Consider the following 17,493-nt stretch of genomic DNA (forward strand, 5'->3'; position numbering starts at 1 on the left):
TGACGTAAATCTACGTGCACCGGCCACGCAGTCGGGGTGTTTACGTGCGGCGGGCCGAACGGTCGGGTATGCTCGTCACGCTGGAAGGCATCGACGGCTCGGGGAAGACGACGGTCTGGGAGGCGCTCCGGGACCGATTTCCCGACGCCGTGTTCACCCACGAGCCGACCGACTCGTGGTACGGCGACGCGGTGAACCGCTCCATCGAGGCCGACGACTCCGACTCGCTGGCGGAGCTGTTCCTGTTCACCGCCGACCACGCCGACCACCTCTCGCGGGTCGTCCGTCCCGCCCTCGCCGAGGACAAACTCGTCGTCTCCGACCGCTACTCGGACTCCCGGTACGCCTACCAGGGCGCCGCCCTGGAGGGTGAAATCAAGCGGCCGATGGAGTACGTCCGCGGCGTCCACCAGCCCTTTACACGGCCGCCGGACGCGACGCTGTACTTCGACGTCGACCCGGAGACCGGTGCGGAGCGCGCCGGCGCGACGAACAAGCTGGAGACGGCGGGCTTTCTCGCGGCCGTCCAGTCGAACTACGAGGAACTCATCGAGATGGAGCCCGAGCGGTTCGTCCGCATCGACGCGTCACGGTCGCCGGAACACGTCATTGAGGCGGCCGAAGGCGCGCTGGAACGGATACTGGAGGCGTAACGCTCCTGGAGGCGTGCCACAGGGTGTGGGTTCGACTCACGTCCGACGATAACGTTGATGCGGCGCGCTGACCAACCCCGTCCGATGACCGACCACCGCCGGGAGAACCAGCGGCTCTGGAACGAGTGGAGCGACGACTTTCAGGCGCTGTGGACCGCCGACACCGACGAGGGGGAACTCCCGCCGGCGCCGTCGCCGTTCGACCCGGAACTCCCGGGCGGTCGCCAGCCCGCCCTCGTTCGGTCGGTCGAGGGAAAGGCGTACGCCGAGTTGGGCTGTGGCGGCGGACAGGGGAGCGTCGGCACCGCGGAACTGGGCGCGGAGCCGGTCGTCGGCGTCGACTTCTCGGGCGAGCAACTGGCGCATGCGCGGCGGCTCGGCGACCGCTACGGCGTCGACGCCCAGTTCTGCAAGGGCGACGTGACCGACCTCCCGCTCGCGGACGACCGGTTCGATGTCGCCTCATCGGAGGCGGCGTTCCAGATGGTCGAGGACCTCGACGCCGCGCTCGCCGAGACCCACCGAATCCTGCGTGACGGCGGCGTGTTCGTCCTCAGCGTTCCCCACCCGCTCAACGAGAGCCTCGACGCGGAGACCGGCCGCATCGAGCGGAGCTACTTCGGTGACGGCCCGCGGACCATCACTATCGACGACTCCTACGAGTCGGAACTGGTCGTGTTCGACCGGACGGTCGCGGAACTGCACGACGCGCTCGTCGACGCCGGCTTCGAGGTCCGGCGGCTGGTCGAACACCAGCGCCACGAGGTCGAACAGCACGACCCGGACGACAGCGACCTCCCCGACGTGCTGTGGAAGGTTCCACAGAGCGTTCGGTTCTGGGCGGTCGCCGGGGGTTACGAGTAGCTCTCCGGCAGTTCGATTTCCTCCGGCGCGGGTTGCCAGAAGTAGTCGAACGCCATCCCCAGCGCCATCGGCAACAGGATTGTGACGCCGACGACGGTCGAGGCGTCACCGAGGTTCGGCCCGAGTCCCACCCCGCCGAGTACCAGCACGAACACCAGCAGGACGACGGGGACCAGCAGGAGACTGTACAACACCGACCCCCACTGGGTGTTGAGCGTGACCCGGAAGTAGCGGGTGAGGAGGGCGGCGGCCGCGCTGTTGACCCCGAGGATGACCAGCAGGCCGACCACGTCGACGACCGTGACCATACCCACCATAGGGGGGCGACCACTATGGGGCCTTCGGATGCGGGGATGGCGTTCCGACCGGCCGGCGGGACCACGACCGGTCGACCGGAAGTGCAAACGCTTTCCGTGGCACTCACCGAAGGAGGGATATGAAGGAGGACACGCTCGTCGAGTGGCGCGAGTGGGGGGCCGCGCCGTTCGAGGAGGCCGACCGTCAGGGAACACCCCTGCTGTTGTCGCTGTCGGCGACGTGGTGTACCGCCTGCGACGAGATGGACGAGGGCGCGTACGCCGACCCGAAACTCGCCGCCCACCTCACGGACGGGTTCGTCCCCGTCCGGGTCGACGTGGACCGCCAGCCCCGCGTCCGCGAACGCTACAACATGGGGGGATTCCCGTCGACGGTGTTCGCCGCGCCGGACGGCCGTATCCTCACGGGCGCCGGCTTCATGTCGAGCGACGCGCTCCGGGGGGCACTCGACAGCGTGCGCCGGACGTGGGACGCCAAGGGGGCGGAGGCGGGGAGCGTCCCCCGCGCGCTCCAGGACCCCGACCCGCCCGCGGGCGAGGTGACAGCCGACATCGAGGCGCATTTCGTCGAGCAGGTGGCCGCCGCGTTCGACGAGGAGTTCGGCGGCTGGGGCACCGACGCGAAGTTCCCGCTCCCGCGGACCATCGAGTTCGCGGCCAAGCGGGACCGCGACCGGGCGACGCGGACGCTGGAGGCCGTGCAGACGCATCTGTACGACACCTACGACGGCGGCTTCTACCGCTACGCGACGAACCGGAACTGGGGCGGCGACGTCCACCGGGAGAAACTGCTCGACGAGAACGCCGCCCTCCTGCGAGCCTTCGCCACCGGCTACCTCTACACCGGCGAGGAGAGCTACCGCGACACCGCCGAGGGGGCCATCGAGTACCTGACGACGGACCTGTGGACGGGCGAGGCGTTCGCCGGGTCGCAGGCCGGCGGCGACTACTTCACGCTCGACCCGACCGAGCGAGAGGCGGCCGACGCGCCAGTCGTCGACGACACCGTCTACGCCGACCGGAACGGGCTGACGGCGGACGCGCTCTTCCGGTTCGGCGCGTACACCGACGACGCGGACGCGACCCGCTACGCCGAGCGCGCCGTCGAGCACGTCCTCGATACGCTGGTCGAAGACGGCGAGGTGACCCACTTCGACGCCCCCGAAAGCGAGGCGGGCCTTCTGCTCGACCAGGCGCGGGTCCTCTCGGGGCTGACCGCGGGTGTACAGGCCACCGGCCAGTATCTCGACGCCGCGCGTGCCGTCGCGAACCGGTCGCTCGAACTGCAGGCGGAGGACGGCGCCTTCCTCGACGGTCCCGCCGAGGGACCGGGGATGCTGGACCGCCCGCTCCGCCCGCTGGACACGAACGTCGAACTCGCCGACGCCCTGCTGGACCTCGCGGCGCTCACCGGCGACGACCGGTATCGGGCGGCCGCGACCGACGCGCTCGCGGCGTTCGCCGGCGCGTACGACCGGATGGGCGCGCAGGTGGCCGCCTACGGTGCGGCGTGTGCCCGCGCCGTCTACGACCCGCTGGTCGTCGAGACGCCGCCCGCGGGGTCGCGGCTCCACCGCGCGGCCTGGCGCGTCGCCGACCACGAGAAGGTGGTCGTGCCCGGCGACCGCGAGACGGCGGTGGTCGTCAGGGGCGGCGAGCGGTCCGCTCCGGCCGACTCACCCGAGGAACTGATGGAGCGGGCGGCCGACGCATCGCCGGTCGAGGACGCGTGAACGCACAACGTTTGTAAACTTCCGGTGTGTTTATACCGGAGGAACTGGAGGGGTTCCGTATGGCCGACTTACGAGACCTCGGACTCTCCGAGTACGAGGCCCGCGCGTACCGGTCGCTGCTGCAGACCGGACCGACAACCGCCAAGGAGTTGTCCCGGGTGAGCGACGTGCCGATGGGGCGCATCTACGACGTGTTGAACGCCATCGAGCAGTACAACCTCGTCCGGTCGCAGTCCGCCTCGCGGCCGAAGAAGTACGTCGCGGTCGACCCGTCGACGGCGCTGGAGCGACTGCTCGAGGACAAGAAGCGCGAACTCGAGGAGAAGGTCCAGCAGTACGAGGACATCGTCGACGACCTGCAGGGCGAACTGGAGGCCGCGGAGCCCGTCGAGGAGACGTTCTGGACCGCTTCGGTCGGGAGCGAGGAGACGGTCGACCTGCTCGTCGAGCGGCTCGCGGCCGCCGACTCGCGCATCGTGATGGTGCTGTCGACGTACACCGAGCAGTTCTTCGACGTCGACCAGGTCGGGACGCTCATCCTCGACGAACTGGAGCAGGCCCTGGAGCGGGGCGTCGAGGTGCAACTGCTGATGCGCCCGGACCTGGTGCCGGTGCTCCCGGAGAGCATCGGCGAGCGGTACACCTCGACGCTCGCGGAACACGAGAACTTCGCCGTCCGCGTGAGCGAGAACGTCTCGGGCACGTTCAACCTCATCGACCGCACGGAGACGGTCATCGAGGTACCCCACCCGCTGAAGAGTCAGGAGGCGTTCGCGCTCATCGACCTGAAGGACCACGAGTTCGCACAGTCGGTGCGCGAGGAGTTCGAACCGCGGTGGGAGAGCGCCGAGCGGCTGACGCTTTAGTCGTCGCTCAGTTCCGCCCGGAGCTGGCCGGCGGTCGCCACGCGCTCGGCGTGGGCGTTGTGCTGGTGGATGGACTCGTCGTTCGACTGCTCCATCCGAACGACGGCGTCGTCGGCCAACTCGAGACGGTCGACGACGCCCTCCGCCTGGGCGCGCACGCAGTCCTCGACGAACTTCGCGTCGGCGTGCGACTGGTAGGTCATGTGGTCCTCGTCGGGGCGTTTGGCGAAGTTGTAGATGCGAGCCGACATCGACTCGCGGGCGATGTCGATGAGGTCGTGGAGTTCAACGTCGGGCGAGCCGTCCGTCTCGACGGTCAGCGTCGCGTGACCGCGCTGGCTGTGGCCCGGCTGAGGCACCTCCTCGAGGAACTCCTCGATGACTTCCCCCTCGACGCCCAACTGGTCGAGCGTTTCCCTCGCGCGGGCCTCGCTCATCCCCTGTGAACAGGGACAGACAGTCATGCCGACGACCTCACAGCCGATTTCCTCGCGGGTCCCCTCCTCGGTGGCGGTGGCGCTGGCGATGATGTCCGCGGTCGCCTGCGTCGGGCGGTGGGTCGCGGGCGTCTCCTCGCGGATGACGTACTCGGCCTCCATCCGCACTTCCGCACGCGAGGTGTAGTCGTGTTTGTCGAGGAGGCGTTCGGCCACGTCGCCACAGAGGCCCTCGACCCGATAGGCGGGCTCGGCGGTCGCCTCCTCCAGCATCTCGTCGACGACCTCCATGTTCCGGGACATGTCGATGCCCTTCCGCCACTTCGGCAAGTCGACGTACACCTCGAACTCCGCCATCAGGACGATGGGTCGCTTCTCGCCGCGGTCGATTTTCACGAGTTTCTCGACGCCCGTCACCCCGACGCGGTTCAGCCCGACGCTCACGTCCGGGCTGGTCGCCTGCACGTCCGGGAGTTGCTGACTCATTGGGGGAAAGGAGGGTCGTCAGCCGTAAAGTGGTTTCCAAGCCGGTGAGACGTTCAGTCCAGTTTCCCGAGCGCGGCGAAGAACTCCAGCGGTGGGCCCGCGACCCGGACGGGTCGGTCGGCCCGCGAGAGGTGGATGCGGGTCGGCGGCTCCACCGTGGCGGTGGTCCGGCCGTCCGCGACGACGTACGCCCGCTCGGCTCCCTCGACCCGCACCGTCAGTTCGCGGTCGGGGGTGACGACGAGCGGCGGCATCGGCCCTTCGGCGCACATCTCGGTGACGACGAAGCCGTCGACGTCGGGGTGGACGAGCGGGCCGCCCTCCGAGAGGTTGTATGCGGTCGAGCCAGTGGGGGTGGCCGCGATGACGCCGTCGGCGCGGCTCCCGGTGTAGAGGTCGCCGTCGAGGCGCACCTCGATGCCGACGCCGTTGCCGTGGCCGCGCTGGGGGCCGAGCACCGTCACCTCGTTGAGCGCGGGCGGCACATCGAACCCCTCGCCGGCGGCCTGTATCTGCGACATCTCCTGGAACGTCGGGTCGTCGGTCGACCGGAGGCGGTCGACCTCCGCCCGGACCGCATCGACCGCGTCGTCGGGCGCCGTGGCGTTCAGAAAGCCCACCTCGCCGAGGTTGACGCCCATGATGGGGGTATCGCCCACCGAGCGGGCGGCGAACAGGAACGTGCCGTCACCGCCGATGGAGACGACGAGGTCACAGCCGACGAACGCATCGGGCGACCGCCCGTCGGTGTCGAGGCTGGCGGCCGTCTCGGCGTCGAGCGACACGCGCGCGTCCAGCGCGCGACGGATGTCGTCCGCCAGTTCCGCGGCGCGTGGGTTGTCCCGCTGGGCGACGATACCGACGTGCATCGTCGGCGGTTCGCGGCCCCCGGGAATAAGCGTCACGACGGGCAAGGATTATCTTCCCCCGGTCCACATCACGGACATGGCCGACCCGGTGGTGGTGCCGCCGTGAGCGACGACCCGGACGACTGGTTCGAGGGCGACGACGAGGACCCGTTCGACGGCGACGGCGACATGTTCGACGAGGACTTCGAGTCCGCGTTCGAGGGGGGCGGTGACGCCGGCGACGCCGAGTTCGACGAGGATTTCGACTCGGACATCCCGCGTATCGACCTCGGCATCGAAGGGTTGGACGAGATGGTACAGGGTGGCGTCCCCGAGCGCGCCCTGCTGGTCGTCATCGGCGCGGCCGGCACCGGGAAGACGACGTTCGGCCTCCAGTTCCTCCAGGAGGGGCTCCGCAACGGCGACAACGCCGTGTTCATCACCCTCGAGGAGACGCGCGAGGCCATCCTCGCGGCCGCCAACGAGAAGGGGTGGGACTTCGAACAGCGGGTCGCCGACGACGAACTCGCCGTCGTCGACCTCGACCCCGTCGAGATGGCGAACTCGCTTGCGTCCATCCGCAACGACCTCCCGCAACTCGTCGACGAGTTCGGGGCCGACCGCCTCGTCCTCGATTCGGTCTCGCTCCTCGAGATGATGTACGACCAACAGGCCCGGCGCCGGACCGAGGTGTTCGACTTCACCAAGAGCCTCAAACAGGCCGGCGTCACGACGATGCTCACCAGCGAGGCCAGCGAGAGCAACCCGTACGCCTCCCGACACGGCATCATCGAGTATCTCACCGACGGCGTGTTCGTCCTCCAGTACGTCCGCTCGGAGTTCCGCGAGACGCGGCTGGCGGTCGAAATCCAGAAGATACGCAACGCCAACCACTCCCGCGAGACGAAACCCTACGAGATAACCAACGACGGCATCTCGGTGTATCAGCAGGCTAACATCTTCTAGACGTGTGCGAGCCGCGACGCACGTTCGCCGACCGCCTCACGGCTCCGGCGCGTACAGGGCCAGCACGACGCCCACCAGCCCGAGCCCGCCGGCGAGCCCGAACGTAATCGGGTAGCCGACCAGTTCGATGAGCGCGCCGGCGGCGATGGGGGCGAGGAACGCGCCGGCCAGTCCGACGCTCGTGAGGAACGCCACCGCGGTGGCGGCCACCTCCGGGGCGACCAGTTCCCGGACGTACGCGAACACGAGCCCGAGACACAGCTGGATGGCGAACCCGGAGACGAGTAGCGCCGCGACGATGACCGGAATCCGCTGGAGCCCGGTGAACCCGGCGACGATAGGGGTGGCGACGACGAACGAGCCGAGCACGACGGGCGTGCGTCGCCCGCCGAACAGCCGGTCGGACAGCAGGCCGCCGGTCACCCGCGAGAGGACGCCGACGGCGGGAAACAGCGCCGTCAGTGCCCCGCCGAGCGCGAGCGACAGGTCGAGCTGTTGGGTGAGATACGAGGGGGCCCAGCTGTTGACGAACAGATAGAGCGCGTAGCCCAGAAAGCCGAGCGCCCCGACGAGCAGTACCCGGCGGTCCGTGACGACGCCGCGGAGGTCGGCCCACGTCGGCGTCGGCGTCGCCGCGGCGCGCCCCAGCCCACGGCTCGTCGCCAGGAAGAGCGCGAGCCCTGGTAGTGAGCAGACAGCGAACACCGGGAAGACGGCGGGCCACCCCCAGACGCCGGCGACGACGGGACCGAGTGCCTGTCCGAGGGCGAAGCCGACGGGCCCGCTTGCGGTGAACGTCGAGACGGCGGTCGCCTGATTCGGCCCGGAGAACGAGCGGCCGACGATGTCGATGCCGGCGTTCCAGGTGACGACGTAGGCGATGCCGCCGAGGACGCGCGACGCGAGCAACGGCCAGTAGGCGCCGTCGGTTGCGGCCTGCCAGCCCCACGCGCCCCCGACGAGCAGGAGGCCGATGCCGACTGCGACGGTTCGACGCGAGTCCGTCCGGTCGAGCAGGACGCCGACTGGGAGGCTGGCGACCACCGCCGTCCCGAACATCACCCCGACGACGAGCCCGGCGGCGGACTGGCCGACGCCGAGCGAATCCTGAATCAGCGGGGTGACGCTCGCCGGGACGAGTTCGTACGCCCCCAGCGACACCGACATGAGGCTCGCGCCGACGAGAACGCCGACTCGGTGGGCCGTCGATGCCGAGTCGGCCCCGCCGGTGGGCTGAGTAGCCGTCGAGTGCTCGGTGTCCGACACGTACGTGTGCCTCTCGGAGGGGTCGCTTCAACCTGTCGTTCGGCCGTGCCGTGGGCCGGTTTCGATACTCCGTGAAGGGGTGTCGACGACTGCGGCCTCGCACTCGCGGACGGCAGGTCGACACCGGTGCCGAGTGGCACGAATCCGAGGACACCGACCTCCGTATCGGACGGTCAGAACCAGTTCCGGACCGAGGGGACGAGCTCGAGCGCGGTGGCCGCGATGTATACGCCGAGGGCGACGAGCCAGACGCCGACCGCGACGCCCGTGATGTCGGACGCCTGTACGACGGCCGCACCACCGGCGATGGTCAACACGGCACCGATACCGACCAGCAGGACCGTCCCGATAACGTCGAGCAGAGCGTCTTTGACGGCGGTGCGAACCACCGAGTACAGCGCGGCGTCGTCGAACGCACGGGCGGTCCCGCCGTCCGGTTCCGCCCCTCGCGTTTCGGGGTGAGTATCGTCGGCCGACCGTTCGGACTCGGGGACCATATCGTCTCCATCGATTGACACGGTGATAAATTCGACTCCCGACGGGCGTAGCGTCGTACTCGCTATCGGGCCCGTGGCTCTCCCGTGCTACGTTGCACGGCCCGATGTGGCTCCGTCGGCGTCCGCACGTCACGGTCTTCGTCGCTGGGGCCACGCGAGGTCAGATGAACTCGGAGTTCTGCGGGCCGTTCGTGATATGCACCTCGAACGGTTGCGTATCGACGCGGTCCTGTTCGACGAGATGCCAGTAGGTCTCCGCCATCTCGTCGGGGTCGAGAAACGTGTCGGCCTCCCGGTCGGGGTTCCGTTCGCGGACCTCGGGACCGTCTATCTGGCCGTCGATGACGACGTGGGCGACGTGAACGCCCTCGGGGCCGAACTCCTGGGCGATGTCCATCGCCATGCCGCGGGCCGCGAACTTCGCGGCGGTGAACCCGATGGTCCCGCCGAGACTCCGGACGGAGGAGGTGGCGCCCGTGAAGATGACCGTCCCGCCGCCCCTGTCGAGCATGTCGGCGACGGCCTCCTGTGAACAGACGAACGCACCACGGCCGTTGACGGTCCAGGCCTGCTCGAACTCCTCGACGCTCGTATCCATGAGCCCCGTCCAGGAAGCGGCGCTCGCGTGGTTGACGAGGACGTCGACCGGGCCGAACGCCTCCCGGACCGTCTCGAACCCCTCGCGAATCTGCTCGACGTCCGTGAGGTCCGTCTGCACGGCGAGTCCGTCCCCGTCGTCCGGCAGGTCGTCCGCGAGGTCAGCTATGTAGTCGCCCGACCGGGCGAACAGCGCGACGCGACAGCCTTCGGCCGCGAACCTGCGGGCGAGTGATTCACCTAACCCCGGGCCGACGCCCGCGATGACTGCAGTGCGTGCCATGCCGTTGGCTAGGCAAGTAGCAGTAAAATCGTACTGGTGGTGGTCGTCCGGTGGCTCCCTTCTTCTCAATCGAGCATCCCGACGAGCGTCTCGAACATGCGTTCGTCCTCGGTGAACACCGCCTCGTTGCTCTCGATGAACGTCCGGCGGTCGGCGCTCGCGACATCGAAAAACGTCACGCCGTCCCACTCCCCCAGGGGCGACGTCGTCGTGACGTCCCCCTCGTGGTCGTACGCGACGCGAACGTTCTCGTCGGGGGCAAACGAATGTGCGAGGTACTCGGGCGGGAATATCGTCTCGACGAAGGACCCGCGCTCGGGATGCGTGGATTCCGACCAGCTGGTCACGAGCAACGGCTCCGAGTGGACGGCGTCCCGTCCGACGGCGATGACGGCGATCTTCCCGGAGAGGTCGACGTGCCCCGTGAGATAGTCCAGTCCGCCTCTCAAACAGGCCTCGGACACTGTCACCGGTCGTATCCGTATCGCCCCGGCCGAAAGTACCGTCGGTCTCGACCACCGCGTCCGGCGACCGAGCGGTCCGATGGGTCCCGACGGAGAGAACGCGGGCCCGCTACTCCTCGACGCTCTCCAGTCCCGCGTCGGTGATGCGGAACCGTGCGTGCTCGCCGGCGGGGAGCGACCGATGTTTCTCCAGGGTCGCCCGCCGGTTCCCTCCGCGGAACCGCTCCAGTCGGACGACCGTCGCGGACCAGTGCGTGAGGGTGTTCCCGCCGAGGGGGCGGACGCGCTCGCTCTCGCTTTCGGGGTCCGAGAACACCTGGTTCGTGATGACGACGGCGAGCTCCTCCTTCCGGGCGAGCGACAGCAGGTGCGTCACCTGTCGGGCGACCTTCCGGAGCGCCTCGCCGCCCGACTCGTTGGTTCGTTCCAGCCGGTAGAACCCCGTCGCGGAGTCGAGCACTATCAGGTCGACCTGCTCGGCGAACTCCGCGGCGTCCCTGACCGCCTCCTCCTGCTCGGCGAAGTCGTGGGCCTCGGAGATGATGACCCGCGAGGCGATGTCGTCGACGGACTGGTCCTCGTCGGCGCGTGCGCTGGCCAGTTGCTCGAACCGGTCGACCGACAGCCCCTCGGTGTCGATGTAGAGGGCGGTCCCCCCGCCGGCGGCGACCCCCACCGCGGCCGACAGCGCGAGGTTCGTCTTGCCGGCCGCCGGCGGTCCGTACACCTGCGTCACGGCCTCGCGCTCGAACCCCCCGCCCAGCAGGTCGTCGACCGCCGTACAGCCCGTCGGAATCGGCTCGCTCACGCTCGGGGGTTGGCCGTCATCGCCCAAAAACTCCCGTATCCCGTCGCGCTTATGCTCGCGCCCACGAACGTCGGAGCGTGATAGTCGTCGCCACCGAGGACTTCGAGCTGTACCACGGCGTCGTGGGCGAACTCCGCGACCGCGGAGTGACGTTCACGACCGTCCAGCCGGGCGACGACCTGCCGGACTGCGAGGTGGTCGTCGCCGGCCCGGACGACGAGGTGGACGCCGAGGTGCCGGTGGTGCGTGGCGACGCCGACGACCCGCGCCGGGCCGTCGAGGAGGCGCTGACGCTGCTGCGGGGGGAGTCCGGCCGTACCGTCGTCGGCATCGACCCCGGGGAGCGACCCGGCATCGCGGTGCTGGTCGGCGACACCGTCACGGCGGCGTTCCACGTCCCCGTCGAGGGGGCCGCCGAGACGGTCCGGGAGGAGATTGCCGGCGCGCCGGACCCGCTGGTCCGCATCGGGGACGGCGCCCGGTTGCAGGGTGCGAAACTCGTCGACGCGCTCGACGACGTGCCGGTCGAACTCGTCGACGAGACGGGGACGACGCCGTATCTCGGCACCGGCGCCCGCGGGATGGGCGACGTGCTCGCGGCCGTGAACATCGCGCGTCTGGAGGGCGAACGCATCGAGTCGCGCGACGTGGAGCCGACCCCGGGCGAAATCCAGGCCATCAAGAACCGCTCTCGCGAGCGGAGCGAGGACGGCCGCACCATCGACGCGGCGCTGGCCCGCCGGGTTGCAGTCGGGGAGTTGACCATCGAGGAGGCGCTTTCCGCCCACCGGGGCGACGGCGACGCGGACGGCGAGGAGTAGTCACCGTTCCGCCAGCGTCCGAACCCGCTCGGGAAGCGAGAACCCGCCGTCCGGGTCGGGCGGGAACGGTACGGCCTCGACGACGGCGTCGGTGTTCAGCGGCCCGTAGACGTGCGGGTACGGCTCCGAGGCGTCGCCCAACGCCTCGTACACCACCTCGGCGTCGACGGCGTCGGCGTCGACGACGAGTATCACGAGATTCTCCTCGCCCGCGTGGTTCGACTCCGCGACCGGGACGACCTGCTCCGGGTCCGAGAAGTGGATGAATCCCTGGCTGTCGAGCGTCTCGTGGCGGTACTCGTCGGCGTCGGGGTCCCACTCACCGCGGGCGACGACGTGACAGATGGCGTCCATGCCTGCTCCACACCGGGGAACGGAGATAGCCGTTCGGGTGCCGTGGGTCAGTTCCGCACGGCGTTCTCCGCGCGGCGCATCACCTCCCGCGTCGGGAGGGCCGTCTCCGCGGCGACGGCGTCGGCGTCGTCGAACTCCGCGCTCACGTCGTACACCTCTCCGTCGGCGTCGCTGGCGACTTTCACCGCGACCTCGTAGCTGTCGCCGTCGACGGACACCTCGGCCGTCTCGTAGCGCCGGTCGGCTATCCAGCGGTGGCCGGCGTTCGCTTCCCGGACCCCGAGCGTCCCCGTCTCCTCGGCGAGACGACGGGCGACTCGCTGGGCGTTCTCGGGTTTCACCACCACCTTCACGAGGTGGCCGGGTCGCGACTTCTTCATCGTCGCCGGCAGTATCGTCACGTCGAGCGCACCCGCCTCCTTCAGCGACCGCTGGAGTCCCCCGAGCAGTTCCGGCGAGGCGTCGTCGACGTTCGTCTCCAGCACCCGCACGTCGTCGCGGACGAGGCCACCCTGACGGCGGCCGACGACCGCGCGGACGACGTTTGCCCGGTCGTCCAAATCCTTCGTTCCCGCGCCGTAGCCCGCCCGTTCGACCCGAATCGGGGGCAGGGAGTCGACGCCCTCCGCGAGGACCGCGAGGACCGCCGCGCCGGTCGGCGTGAGCAGTTCGGTGTCGACCGGCCCACCCCGGAGCTCCCAGTCGGCGGCGGCGGCGACGTTGACGACGGCCGGGGCGGGGACCGGGTACGTCCCGTGGCTCATCTCCACCTCGCCGCCTCCCGCGAACACCGGCGTCGTCACCACGCGCTCGACGCCGAGGTCCTCGACGAGCAGACACGCGCCGACCACGTCCGCGATGGCGTCGTCCGCGCCCACCTCGTGGAAGTGGGTGGAATCGAGGTCGGTGCCGTGGACAGCGGCCTCGGCCTCCCCGAGAACCCGGAACGCCTCCCGGGCGTTCTCGGCCACGTCGGTCGGGACCTCCATCCCGTCGACCACGTCGAGCACCTCCGGGTACATCCGGGAGGTACCGTGCCCTTCCGCGTGCGTGTGGTCGTCCTCACCGTGCGAGTGGTCGTGGTGGTGGTCACCGTGCGAGTGGTCGTGGTGGTGGTCGTCCCCACCGTCGGCCTCCGCGAGCAGGACGTCCACGTTCGTCGCTGTGATGCCGTTGCGGTCCACGCGCTCGACGCGGTACTCGACGGGAAGCGCGTCTTCGACGGGGCCGAGCGCCTCCCGGTCGGCTCCGGCCGCCAGCAAGGCCCCGAGTATCATGTCGCCGGCCGCGCCTGTACGGCCGTCGAAGGCGAGCGTTCGCATACCGGTATCCCGGTGTCGGGGCGAAAAAGCGTTCCTCTCGCCCGGGCCGGCCGGCCACGACGTGGGCCGAGCGGCGCTTCCCCGGCGGGGGCGACGTGTGCCAGACCGCGTGGCGCGGGCCGTTCACCGACGAGGTGATTTTCGACTGACGTGAGGGAGACGAGTGTCGGAGCAAAAGGCATATCTCCGCGCCGACCTGAGTGTCAGGGTATACCACGCCCATGAACGAGGTTCAACTGGAGGTGGCGAAAGCGTACCCGAACGACTCGGGTCGCGGCATCGCCCGCCTCGACCCCGACACGTTGCTTCACCTGAAGCTCTCCCCGGGAGACATCATCGAGATAGAGGGTGCCGACACCACCGCCGCGAAGGTGTGGCGCGCCGACCGGCAGGACTGGAACACCGACACCGTACGCATCGACGGATTCACCCGACAGAACGCCGACGTCGGCATCGGCGAGCGGGTCACTATCCGCAAGGCGGAGGCGACGAAGGCCGACGAACTCGTGCTCGCGCCGCCCGAGGAGGCGTCCGTCCAGTTCGGCTCCGACGCCGCCGGGATGGTGAAACGCCAGATACTGAAGCGGCCGGTCGTCCAGCGCGACATCGTCCCCGTGATGTCGTCGACGAACCACCCGTTCATGCGTTCGCCGGGACAGGCCATCCCGCTCATCGCCGTCGACACCGACCCCGAGGGCGTCGTCCTCATCACCGAAGACACCGAGGTGGAACTCCGCGAGGAGCCCATCTCGGGGTTCGAGAAGACGGGCGGCGGCATCACCTACGAGGACATCGGCGGCCTGCAAAACGAGATACAGCGGGTCAGGGAGATGGTCGAACTCCCGATGAAGCACCCGCAGATATTCAAGAAACTCGGTATCGAACCGCCACAGGGGGTGTTACTCCACGGGCCGCCCGGCACCGGGAAGACGCTGCTGGCGAAAGCCGTCGCCAACGAGACGTCGGCGTCGTTCTTCTCCATCGCCGGCCCCGAAATCATCTCGAAGTACTACGGGGAAAGCGAACAGCAACTCCGGGAGATATTCGAGGACGCGAGCGAGGAAGCGCCCTCCATCATCTTCATCGACGAACTCGACTCCATCGCGCCCAAACGCGAGGACGTCACCGGCGAGGTGGAGCGCCGCGTCGTCGCGCAACTGCTGACGATGATGGACGGCCTCGAATCTCGGGGCCAGGTCATCGTCATCGCCGCGACCAACCGCGTCGACAGCGTCGACCCCGCCCTGCGTCGGCCGGGTCGGTTCGACCGCGAAATCGAAATCGGCGTCCCCGACGAGACCGGCCGCAAGGAGATACTCCAGATTCACACCCGGGGGATGCCGCTGTCGGACGACGTGAGCCTCGACCACCTCGCGGACGAGACCCACGGGTTCGTCGGCGCCGACATCGAGAGCCTGACGAAGGAGGCCGCGATGAAGGCCCTGCGGCGCTACCTCCCCGAAATCGACCTCGACGAGGAGGACATCCCGCCGAGCCTCATCGACCGCATGATAATCAAGCGGGACGACTTCCGCGGCGCGCTCAACGAGGTCGACCCGTCGGCGATGCGGGAGGTGCTGGTCGAACTCCCGAAGATTTCGTGGGACGACGTGGGCGGCCTCGAAGAGGCGAAAGGGAAGGTCCAGGAGTCCGTCGAGTGGCCGCTCTCCAGCCCCGAGAAGTTCGAGCGGTTCGGCATCGACCCGCCCAGCGGCGTCCTTCTCTACGGCCCGCCCGGCACGGGGAAGACGCTGATGGCGAAAGCGGTGGCGAACGAGACGAACGCGAACTTCATCTCGGTGCGCGGGCCGCAACTGCTCTCGAAGTGGGTCGGCGAGTCGGAGAAGGCCATCCGGCAGACGTTCCGCAAGGCGCGGCAGGTGTCGCCGACGGTCATCTTCTTCGACGAACTCGACTCGCTGGCGCCGGGCCGGGGCGGCGACGTCGGCTCGAACGTCTCCGAGCGGGTCGTCAACCAACTGTTGACCGAACTCGACGGCCTCGAGGACATGGGTGACGTGATGGTCATCGGCGCGACCAACCGCCCGGACATGATAGACCCGGCGTTGATTCGTAGCGGCCGGTTCGACCGCCTCGTCATGATAGGCGAGCCGAGCGTCGAGGGCCGCGAGCAGATACTCAACATCCACACGCAGAACATGCCGCTCGCCCCGGACGTGAGCCTGCGCGAACTCGCCGAAATCACGGAAGGGTACGTCGGCTCCGACCTCGAATCCATCGCGCGGGAGGCGGCCATCGAGGCGCTCCGCGAGGACGACGCGGCCGACGAGACGGAGATGCGTCACTTCCGGCGCGCGCTCGAACAGGTCCGGCCCACTATCAACGAGGACATCCGCGACTACTTCGAGCAGATGGAAGAGCAGTTCAAGGGCGGCTCCTCGGGCATCGAGCGCCACTCGCAGGGCGGCCGCATCGGGTTCCAGTAACCCCACTTTTTGCATCTCCCTCGGCGCGGCTTCGCCGCGCCTCGGTCGGGCAAAAACTGGTGGAAAAAGACACGGCGGGTCTCCAGCCGCAGTGCTCCCTCCGGTCGCACCGCGTTAGTCGGCCCTTGGTCCCGCTGACTCCCTTCGGTCGTCAGCGGTGAACCCCCTCGCTCGTTTCACTCGCTCGGGGTATGCCGTGTCTGATGAGGATGTGGTCGCAACCGGAAACCGATGACCCGAGATGGCCTTGACAAACACAGAAGACGTGGTGGTAGATACAGAGCAGAGAGTTACCGCACCGAGACGTGTTCTACCGAGCATCTGTCAGAAGCGGCGTGCGAGACACAGAGGTTGGATTGTTCACCCGGGAGGTCGGCGGTATCGAGCCGAGTAGTTACGACCCCGCCGTCGCGTTTGCCACCCAATCCGGTTTCTCGATGTCAGTGCTTCCCACGTCGGTCAGGGTGTACGACACCGCAATCCGCCGGGGGCGGTTCTCGATGACGGGAAAGACGATCTCGTACTCGTAGTGGCGAACGACGCCGTCTTCGTCGACCAGGAGTGTCGCTGAGAACGCCTCGAACTGCTTACTCGCGTTCTCGTCCCACAGCCGCGTGTCGGACAGAGCGTCGACGCCGGTGGCCTCGTAACGCATCACTGGAACGTCCTGGAACGTCTCGATGCCTTCGCGCTGGAAGGTGGCGTTAATCGCAACGCGTTCGAACGAGTCGATGTCGTAGCCGAACCATCCATGCCAGAGATATTCGTCGCTCGATTCGTTGAACACCGGCAGCGGTGAGGCGACGGTGGACACATCCGTGTCGTTCTCCCTCGACAGCCGGTACGCCGTAGTCCCGTTCGAGTATACGGAGCTGTTCCGTAGTAAGGAGTTCTCGCCGGTGGCGTTGGAGTGTACGAGGTACTGTGAGGCCCCGGGCTCGACGAGAAACCGGCTCGTTTCGTTCCTGTACGTGAAGTTCTTCTCCGCTACGGGAGTGGATTCATTCTCGGCTCTCTCGACCGAGAGAGTAAAACTCGTGTCGGCCAGCGCGCTCGTGTGGGTGTCGAACACCGACTGATTGATCGCCGACGCCGTCGGGAAATCGTCGGGGGACGCGTCGGGCGACGGCTGGTTCCCACCCGTGCCCGGAAGTCCAGCACATCCCGCTAAGACCAGGAGGGCGACGACAGCGATCGCTGGGAGCGGAGACGCACGCACAGGCGACTAGCTAGTCGGTTCAAAGGTAAAACTGCTGATAATCACCACATCTCTAACGCAGGGCGATCTCGTCCCAACCCGGTGTTGTGACGCTCAGGGGAAGTAGATCAGAACCGACTGCGAGATACGTGCTGTCGGCCTTGTTGAAATCCGCTTGCCTCGACAACTGTCCCCCCTGACGCGCTCAGTTGGTACGTGGGTGATAGAGCCATTGAACTTGACCACCTATATAGCACTAATAGTAA

At 68.4% G+C, this 17,493-nt stretch carries 18 protein-coding genes; 7 read left to right on the forward strand and 11 right to left on the reverse strand.

The features are described 5' to 3' along the window. The first annotated feature begins 68 nt into the window (after positions 1 to 68). Both tmk and NL112_RS09995 read left to right on the forward strand, forming a co-directional pair. Positions 69 to 653, forward strand: a complete 585-nt coding sequence (tmk, locus tag NL112_RS09990) for a dTMP kinase (RefSeq protein ID WP_255148688.1) — start codon at positions 69 to 71, stop codon at positions 651 to 653. Positions 654 to 737: 84 nt separating this feature from the next. Continuing rightward, on the forward strand, positions 738 to 1,517 hold the full coding sequence (locus tag NL112_RS09995; protein WP_255148689.1) for a class I SAM-dependent methyltransferase: 780 nt from the start codon (positions 738 to 740) through the stop codon (positions 1,515 to 1,517). Here the strand turns inward: NL112_RS09995 and NL112_RS10000 are convergent. After that, positions 1,508 to 1,825 (reverse strand): DUF7991 family protein, encoded by a 318-nt coding sequence (locus NL112_RS10000; RefSeq protein ID WP_255148690.1) that lies wholly within the window; start codon positions 1,823 to 1,825, stop codon positions 1,508 to 1,510. The two genes, NL112_RS09995 and NL112_RS10000, sit on opposite strands and share 10 nt — an antisense overlap. Before the next feature lie 128 nt (positions 1,826 to 1,953). Between NL112_RS10000 and NL112_RS10005 the strand changes: the two genes are divergently transcribed. Beyond that, the gene (locus tag NL112_RS10005) at positions 1,954 to 3,567 is read left to right on the forward strand and encodes a DUF255 domain-containing protein (protein ID WP_255148691.1); all 1,614 of its coding nucleotides are present in this window, start codon (positions 1,954 to 1,956) and stop codon (positions 3,565 to 3,567) included. 59 nt (positions 3,568 to 3,626) lie between these two features. Beyond that, positions 3,627 to 4,433, forward strand: a complete 807-nt coding sequence (locus tag NL112_RS10010; RefSeq protein WP_255148692.1) for a TrmB family transcriptional regulator — start codon at positions 3,627 to 3,629, stop codon at positions 4,431 to 4,433. Here NL112_RS10010 and mptA read toward each other — a convergent pair. Then, entirely contained in the window at positions 4,430 to 5,356 is a 927-nt protein-coding gene (gene mptA, locus NL112_RS10015) for a GTP cyclohydrolase MptA (RefSeq protein ID WP_255148693.1), read from the reverse strand. The genes NL112_RS10010 and mptA overlap by 4 nt on opposite strands. A 53-nt stretch (positions 5,357 to 5,409) precedes the next feature. Further along, positions 5,410 to 6,225, reverse strand: coding sequence for an NAD(+)/NADH kinase (locus tag NL112_RS10020; RefSeq protein WP_255148694.1), 816 nt, complete (start codon positions 6,223 to 6,225; stop codon positions 5,410 to 5,412). Between NL112_RS10020 and NL112_RS10025 the strand changes: the two genes are divergently transcribed. Beyond that, on the forward strand, positions 6,202 to 7,170 hold the full coding sequence (locus tag NL112_RS10025; protein WP_434084198.1) for a KaiC domain-containing protein: 969 nt from the start codon (positions 6,202 to 6,204) through the stop codon (positions 7,168 to 7,170). The genes NL112_RS10020 and NL112_RS10025 overlap by 24 nt on opposite strands. A gap of 36 nt (positions 7,171 to 7,206) precedes the next feature. Here NL112_RS10025 and NL112_RS10030 read toward each other — a convergent pair whose 3' ends face one another. The 5 genes from NL112_RS10030 to radB form a co-directional block, all read right to left on the reverse strand. After that, entirely contained in the window at positions 7,207 to 8,436 is a 1,230-nt protein-coding gene (locus tag NL112_RS10030; protein WP_255148696.1) for an MFS transporter, read from the reverse strand. A 173-nt stretch (positions 8,437 to 8,609) separates the two neighbouring features. Further along, positions 8,610 to 8,933, reverse strand: coding sequence for a hypothetical protein (locus tag NL112_RS10035; protein ID WP_255148697.1), 324 nt, complete (start codon positions 8,931 to 8,933; stop codon positions 8,610 to 8,612). A gap of 160 nt (positions 8,934 to 9,093) precedes the next feature. After that, a complete protein-coding gene (locus NL112_RS10040; RefSeq protein ID WP_255148698.1) occupies positions 9,094 to 9,813 on the reverse strand; it encodes an SDR family NAD(P)-dependent oxidoreductase in 720 nt (239 codons plus the stop codon). 65 nt (positions 9,814 to 9,878) lie between these two features. Next, on the reverse strand, positions 9,879 to 10,262 hold the full coding sequence (locus NL112_RS10045) for a hypothetical protein (RefSeq protein WP_255148699.1): 384 nt from the start codon (positions 10,260 to 10,262) through the stop codon (positions 9,879 to 9,881). Positions 10,263 to 10,386: 124 nt separating this feature from the next. Further along, positions 10,387 to 11,085, reverse strand: a complete 699-nt coding sequence (gene radB / locus NL112_RS10050) for a DNA repair and recombination protein RadB (protein ID WP_255148700.1) — start codon at positions 11,083 to 11,085, stop codon at positions 10,387 to 10,389. Positions 11,086 to 11,162: 77 nt separating this feature from the next. On the opposite strand from radB, the gene NL112_RS10055 reads away from it, so the two are divergent. After that, positions 11,163 to 11,906: a hypothetical protein gene (locus NL112_RS10055; protein WP_255148701.1), complete on the forward strand. Its 744-nt coding sequence runs from the start codon at positions 11,163 to 11,165 to the stop codon at positions 11,904 to 11,906. Here the strand turns inward: NL112_RS10055 and NL112_RS10060 are convergent, their stop codons facing one another. Both NL112_RS10060 and larC read right to left on the reverse strand, forming a co-directional pair. Next, positions 11,907 to 12,260 (reverse strand): DUF952 domain-containing protein, encoded by a 354-nt coding sequence (locus tag NL112_RS10060; RefSeq protein ID WP_255148702.1) that lies wholly within the window; start codon positions 12,258 to 12,260, stop codon positions 11,907 to 11,909. It lies immediately after the preceding gene. Between the two features lie 47 nt (positions 12,261 to 12,307). Beyond that, positions 12,308 to 13,582 carry a nickel pincer cofactor biosynthesis protein LarC gene (gene larC, locus NL112_RS10065; RefSeq protein WP_255148703.1) on the reverse strand — a complete coding sequence of 425 codons (1,275 nt, stop codon included), beginning with the start codon at positions 13,580 to 13,582 and terminating at the stop codon, positions 12,308 to 12,310. Positions 13,583 to 13,803: 221 nt separating this feature from the next. On the opposite strand from larC, the gene NL112_RS10070 reads away from it, so the two are divergent. Further along, a complete protein-coding gene (locus NL112_RS10070; protein ID WP_255148704.1) occupies positions 13,804 to 16,029 on the forward strand; it encodes a CDC48 family AAA ATPase in 2,226 nt (741 codons plus the stop codon). Between the two features lie 394 nt (positions 16,030 to 16,423). On the opposite strand, the gene NL112_RS10075 is transcribed toward NL112_RS10070, so the two are convergent. Then, entirely contained in the window at positions 16,424 to 17,248 is an 825-nt protein-coding gene (locus NL112_RS10075) for a DUF7537 family lipoprotein (RefSeq protein WP_255148705.1), read from the reverse strand. Positions 17,249 to 17,493: the final 245 nt, after the last annotated feature.

The sequence above is a fragment of the Halorarius halobius genome (assembly GCF_024298865.1).
GTDB classification, from domain to species: Archaea; Halobacteriota; Halobacteria; order Halobacteriales; family Haloarculaceae; genus Halorarius; species Halorarius halobius.

Excerpts from the sequence above, each read along its gene's own strand:
- tmk (WP_255148688.1), top strand. The coding sequence starts at position 69 with ATGCTCGTCACGCTGGAAGGCATCGACGGCTCGGGGAAGACGACGGTC.
- NL112_RS09995 (WP_255148689.1), top strand. The coding sequence starts at position 738 with ATGACCGACCACCGCCGGGAGAACCAGCGGCTCTGGAACGAGTGGAGC.
- NL112_RS10000 (WP_255148690.1), bottom strand. The coding sequence starts at position 1,825 with ATGGTCACGGTCGTCGACGTGGTCGGCCTGCTGGTCATCCTCGGGGTC.
- NL112_RS10005 (WP_255148691.1), top strand. The coding sequence starts at position 1,954 with ATGAAGGAGGACACGCTCGTCGAGTGGCGCGAGTGGGGGGCCGCGCCG.
- NL112_RS10010 (WP_255148692.1), top strand. The coding sequence starts at position 3,627 with ATGGCCGACTTACGAGACCTCGGACTCTCCGAGTACGAGGCCCGCGCG.
- mptA (WP_255148693.1), bottom strand. The coding sequence starts at position 5,356 with ATGAGTCAGCAACTCCCGGACGTGCAGGCGACCAGCCCGGACGTGAGC.
- NL112_RS10020 (WP_255148694.1), bottom strand. The coding sequence starts at position 6,225 with ATGCACGTCGGTATCGTCGCCCAGCGGGACAACCCACGCGCCGCGGAA.
- NL112_RS10035 (WP_255148697.1), bottom strand. The coding sequence starts at position 8,933 with ATGGTCCCCGAGTCCGAACGGTCGGCCGACGATACTCACCCCGAAACG.
- NL112_RS10040 (WP_255148698.1), bottom strand. The coding sequence starts at position 9,813 with ATGGCACGCACTGCAGTCATCGCGGGCGTCGGCCCGGGGTTAGGTGAA.
- NL112_RS10060 (WP_255148702.1), bottom strand. The coding sequence starts at position 12,260 with ATGGACGCCATCTGTCACGTCGTCGCCCGCGGTGAGTGGGACCCCGAC.
- larC (WP_255148703.1), bottom strand. The coding sequence starts at position 13,582 with ATGCGAACGCTCGCCTTCGACGGCCGTACAGGCGCGGCCGGCGACATG.
- NL112_RS10070 (WP_255148704.1), top strand. The coding sequence starts at position 13,804 with ATGAACGAGGTTCAACTGGAGGTGGCGAAAGCGTACCCGAACGACTCG.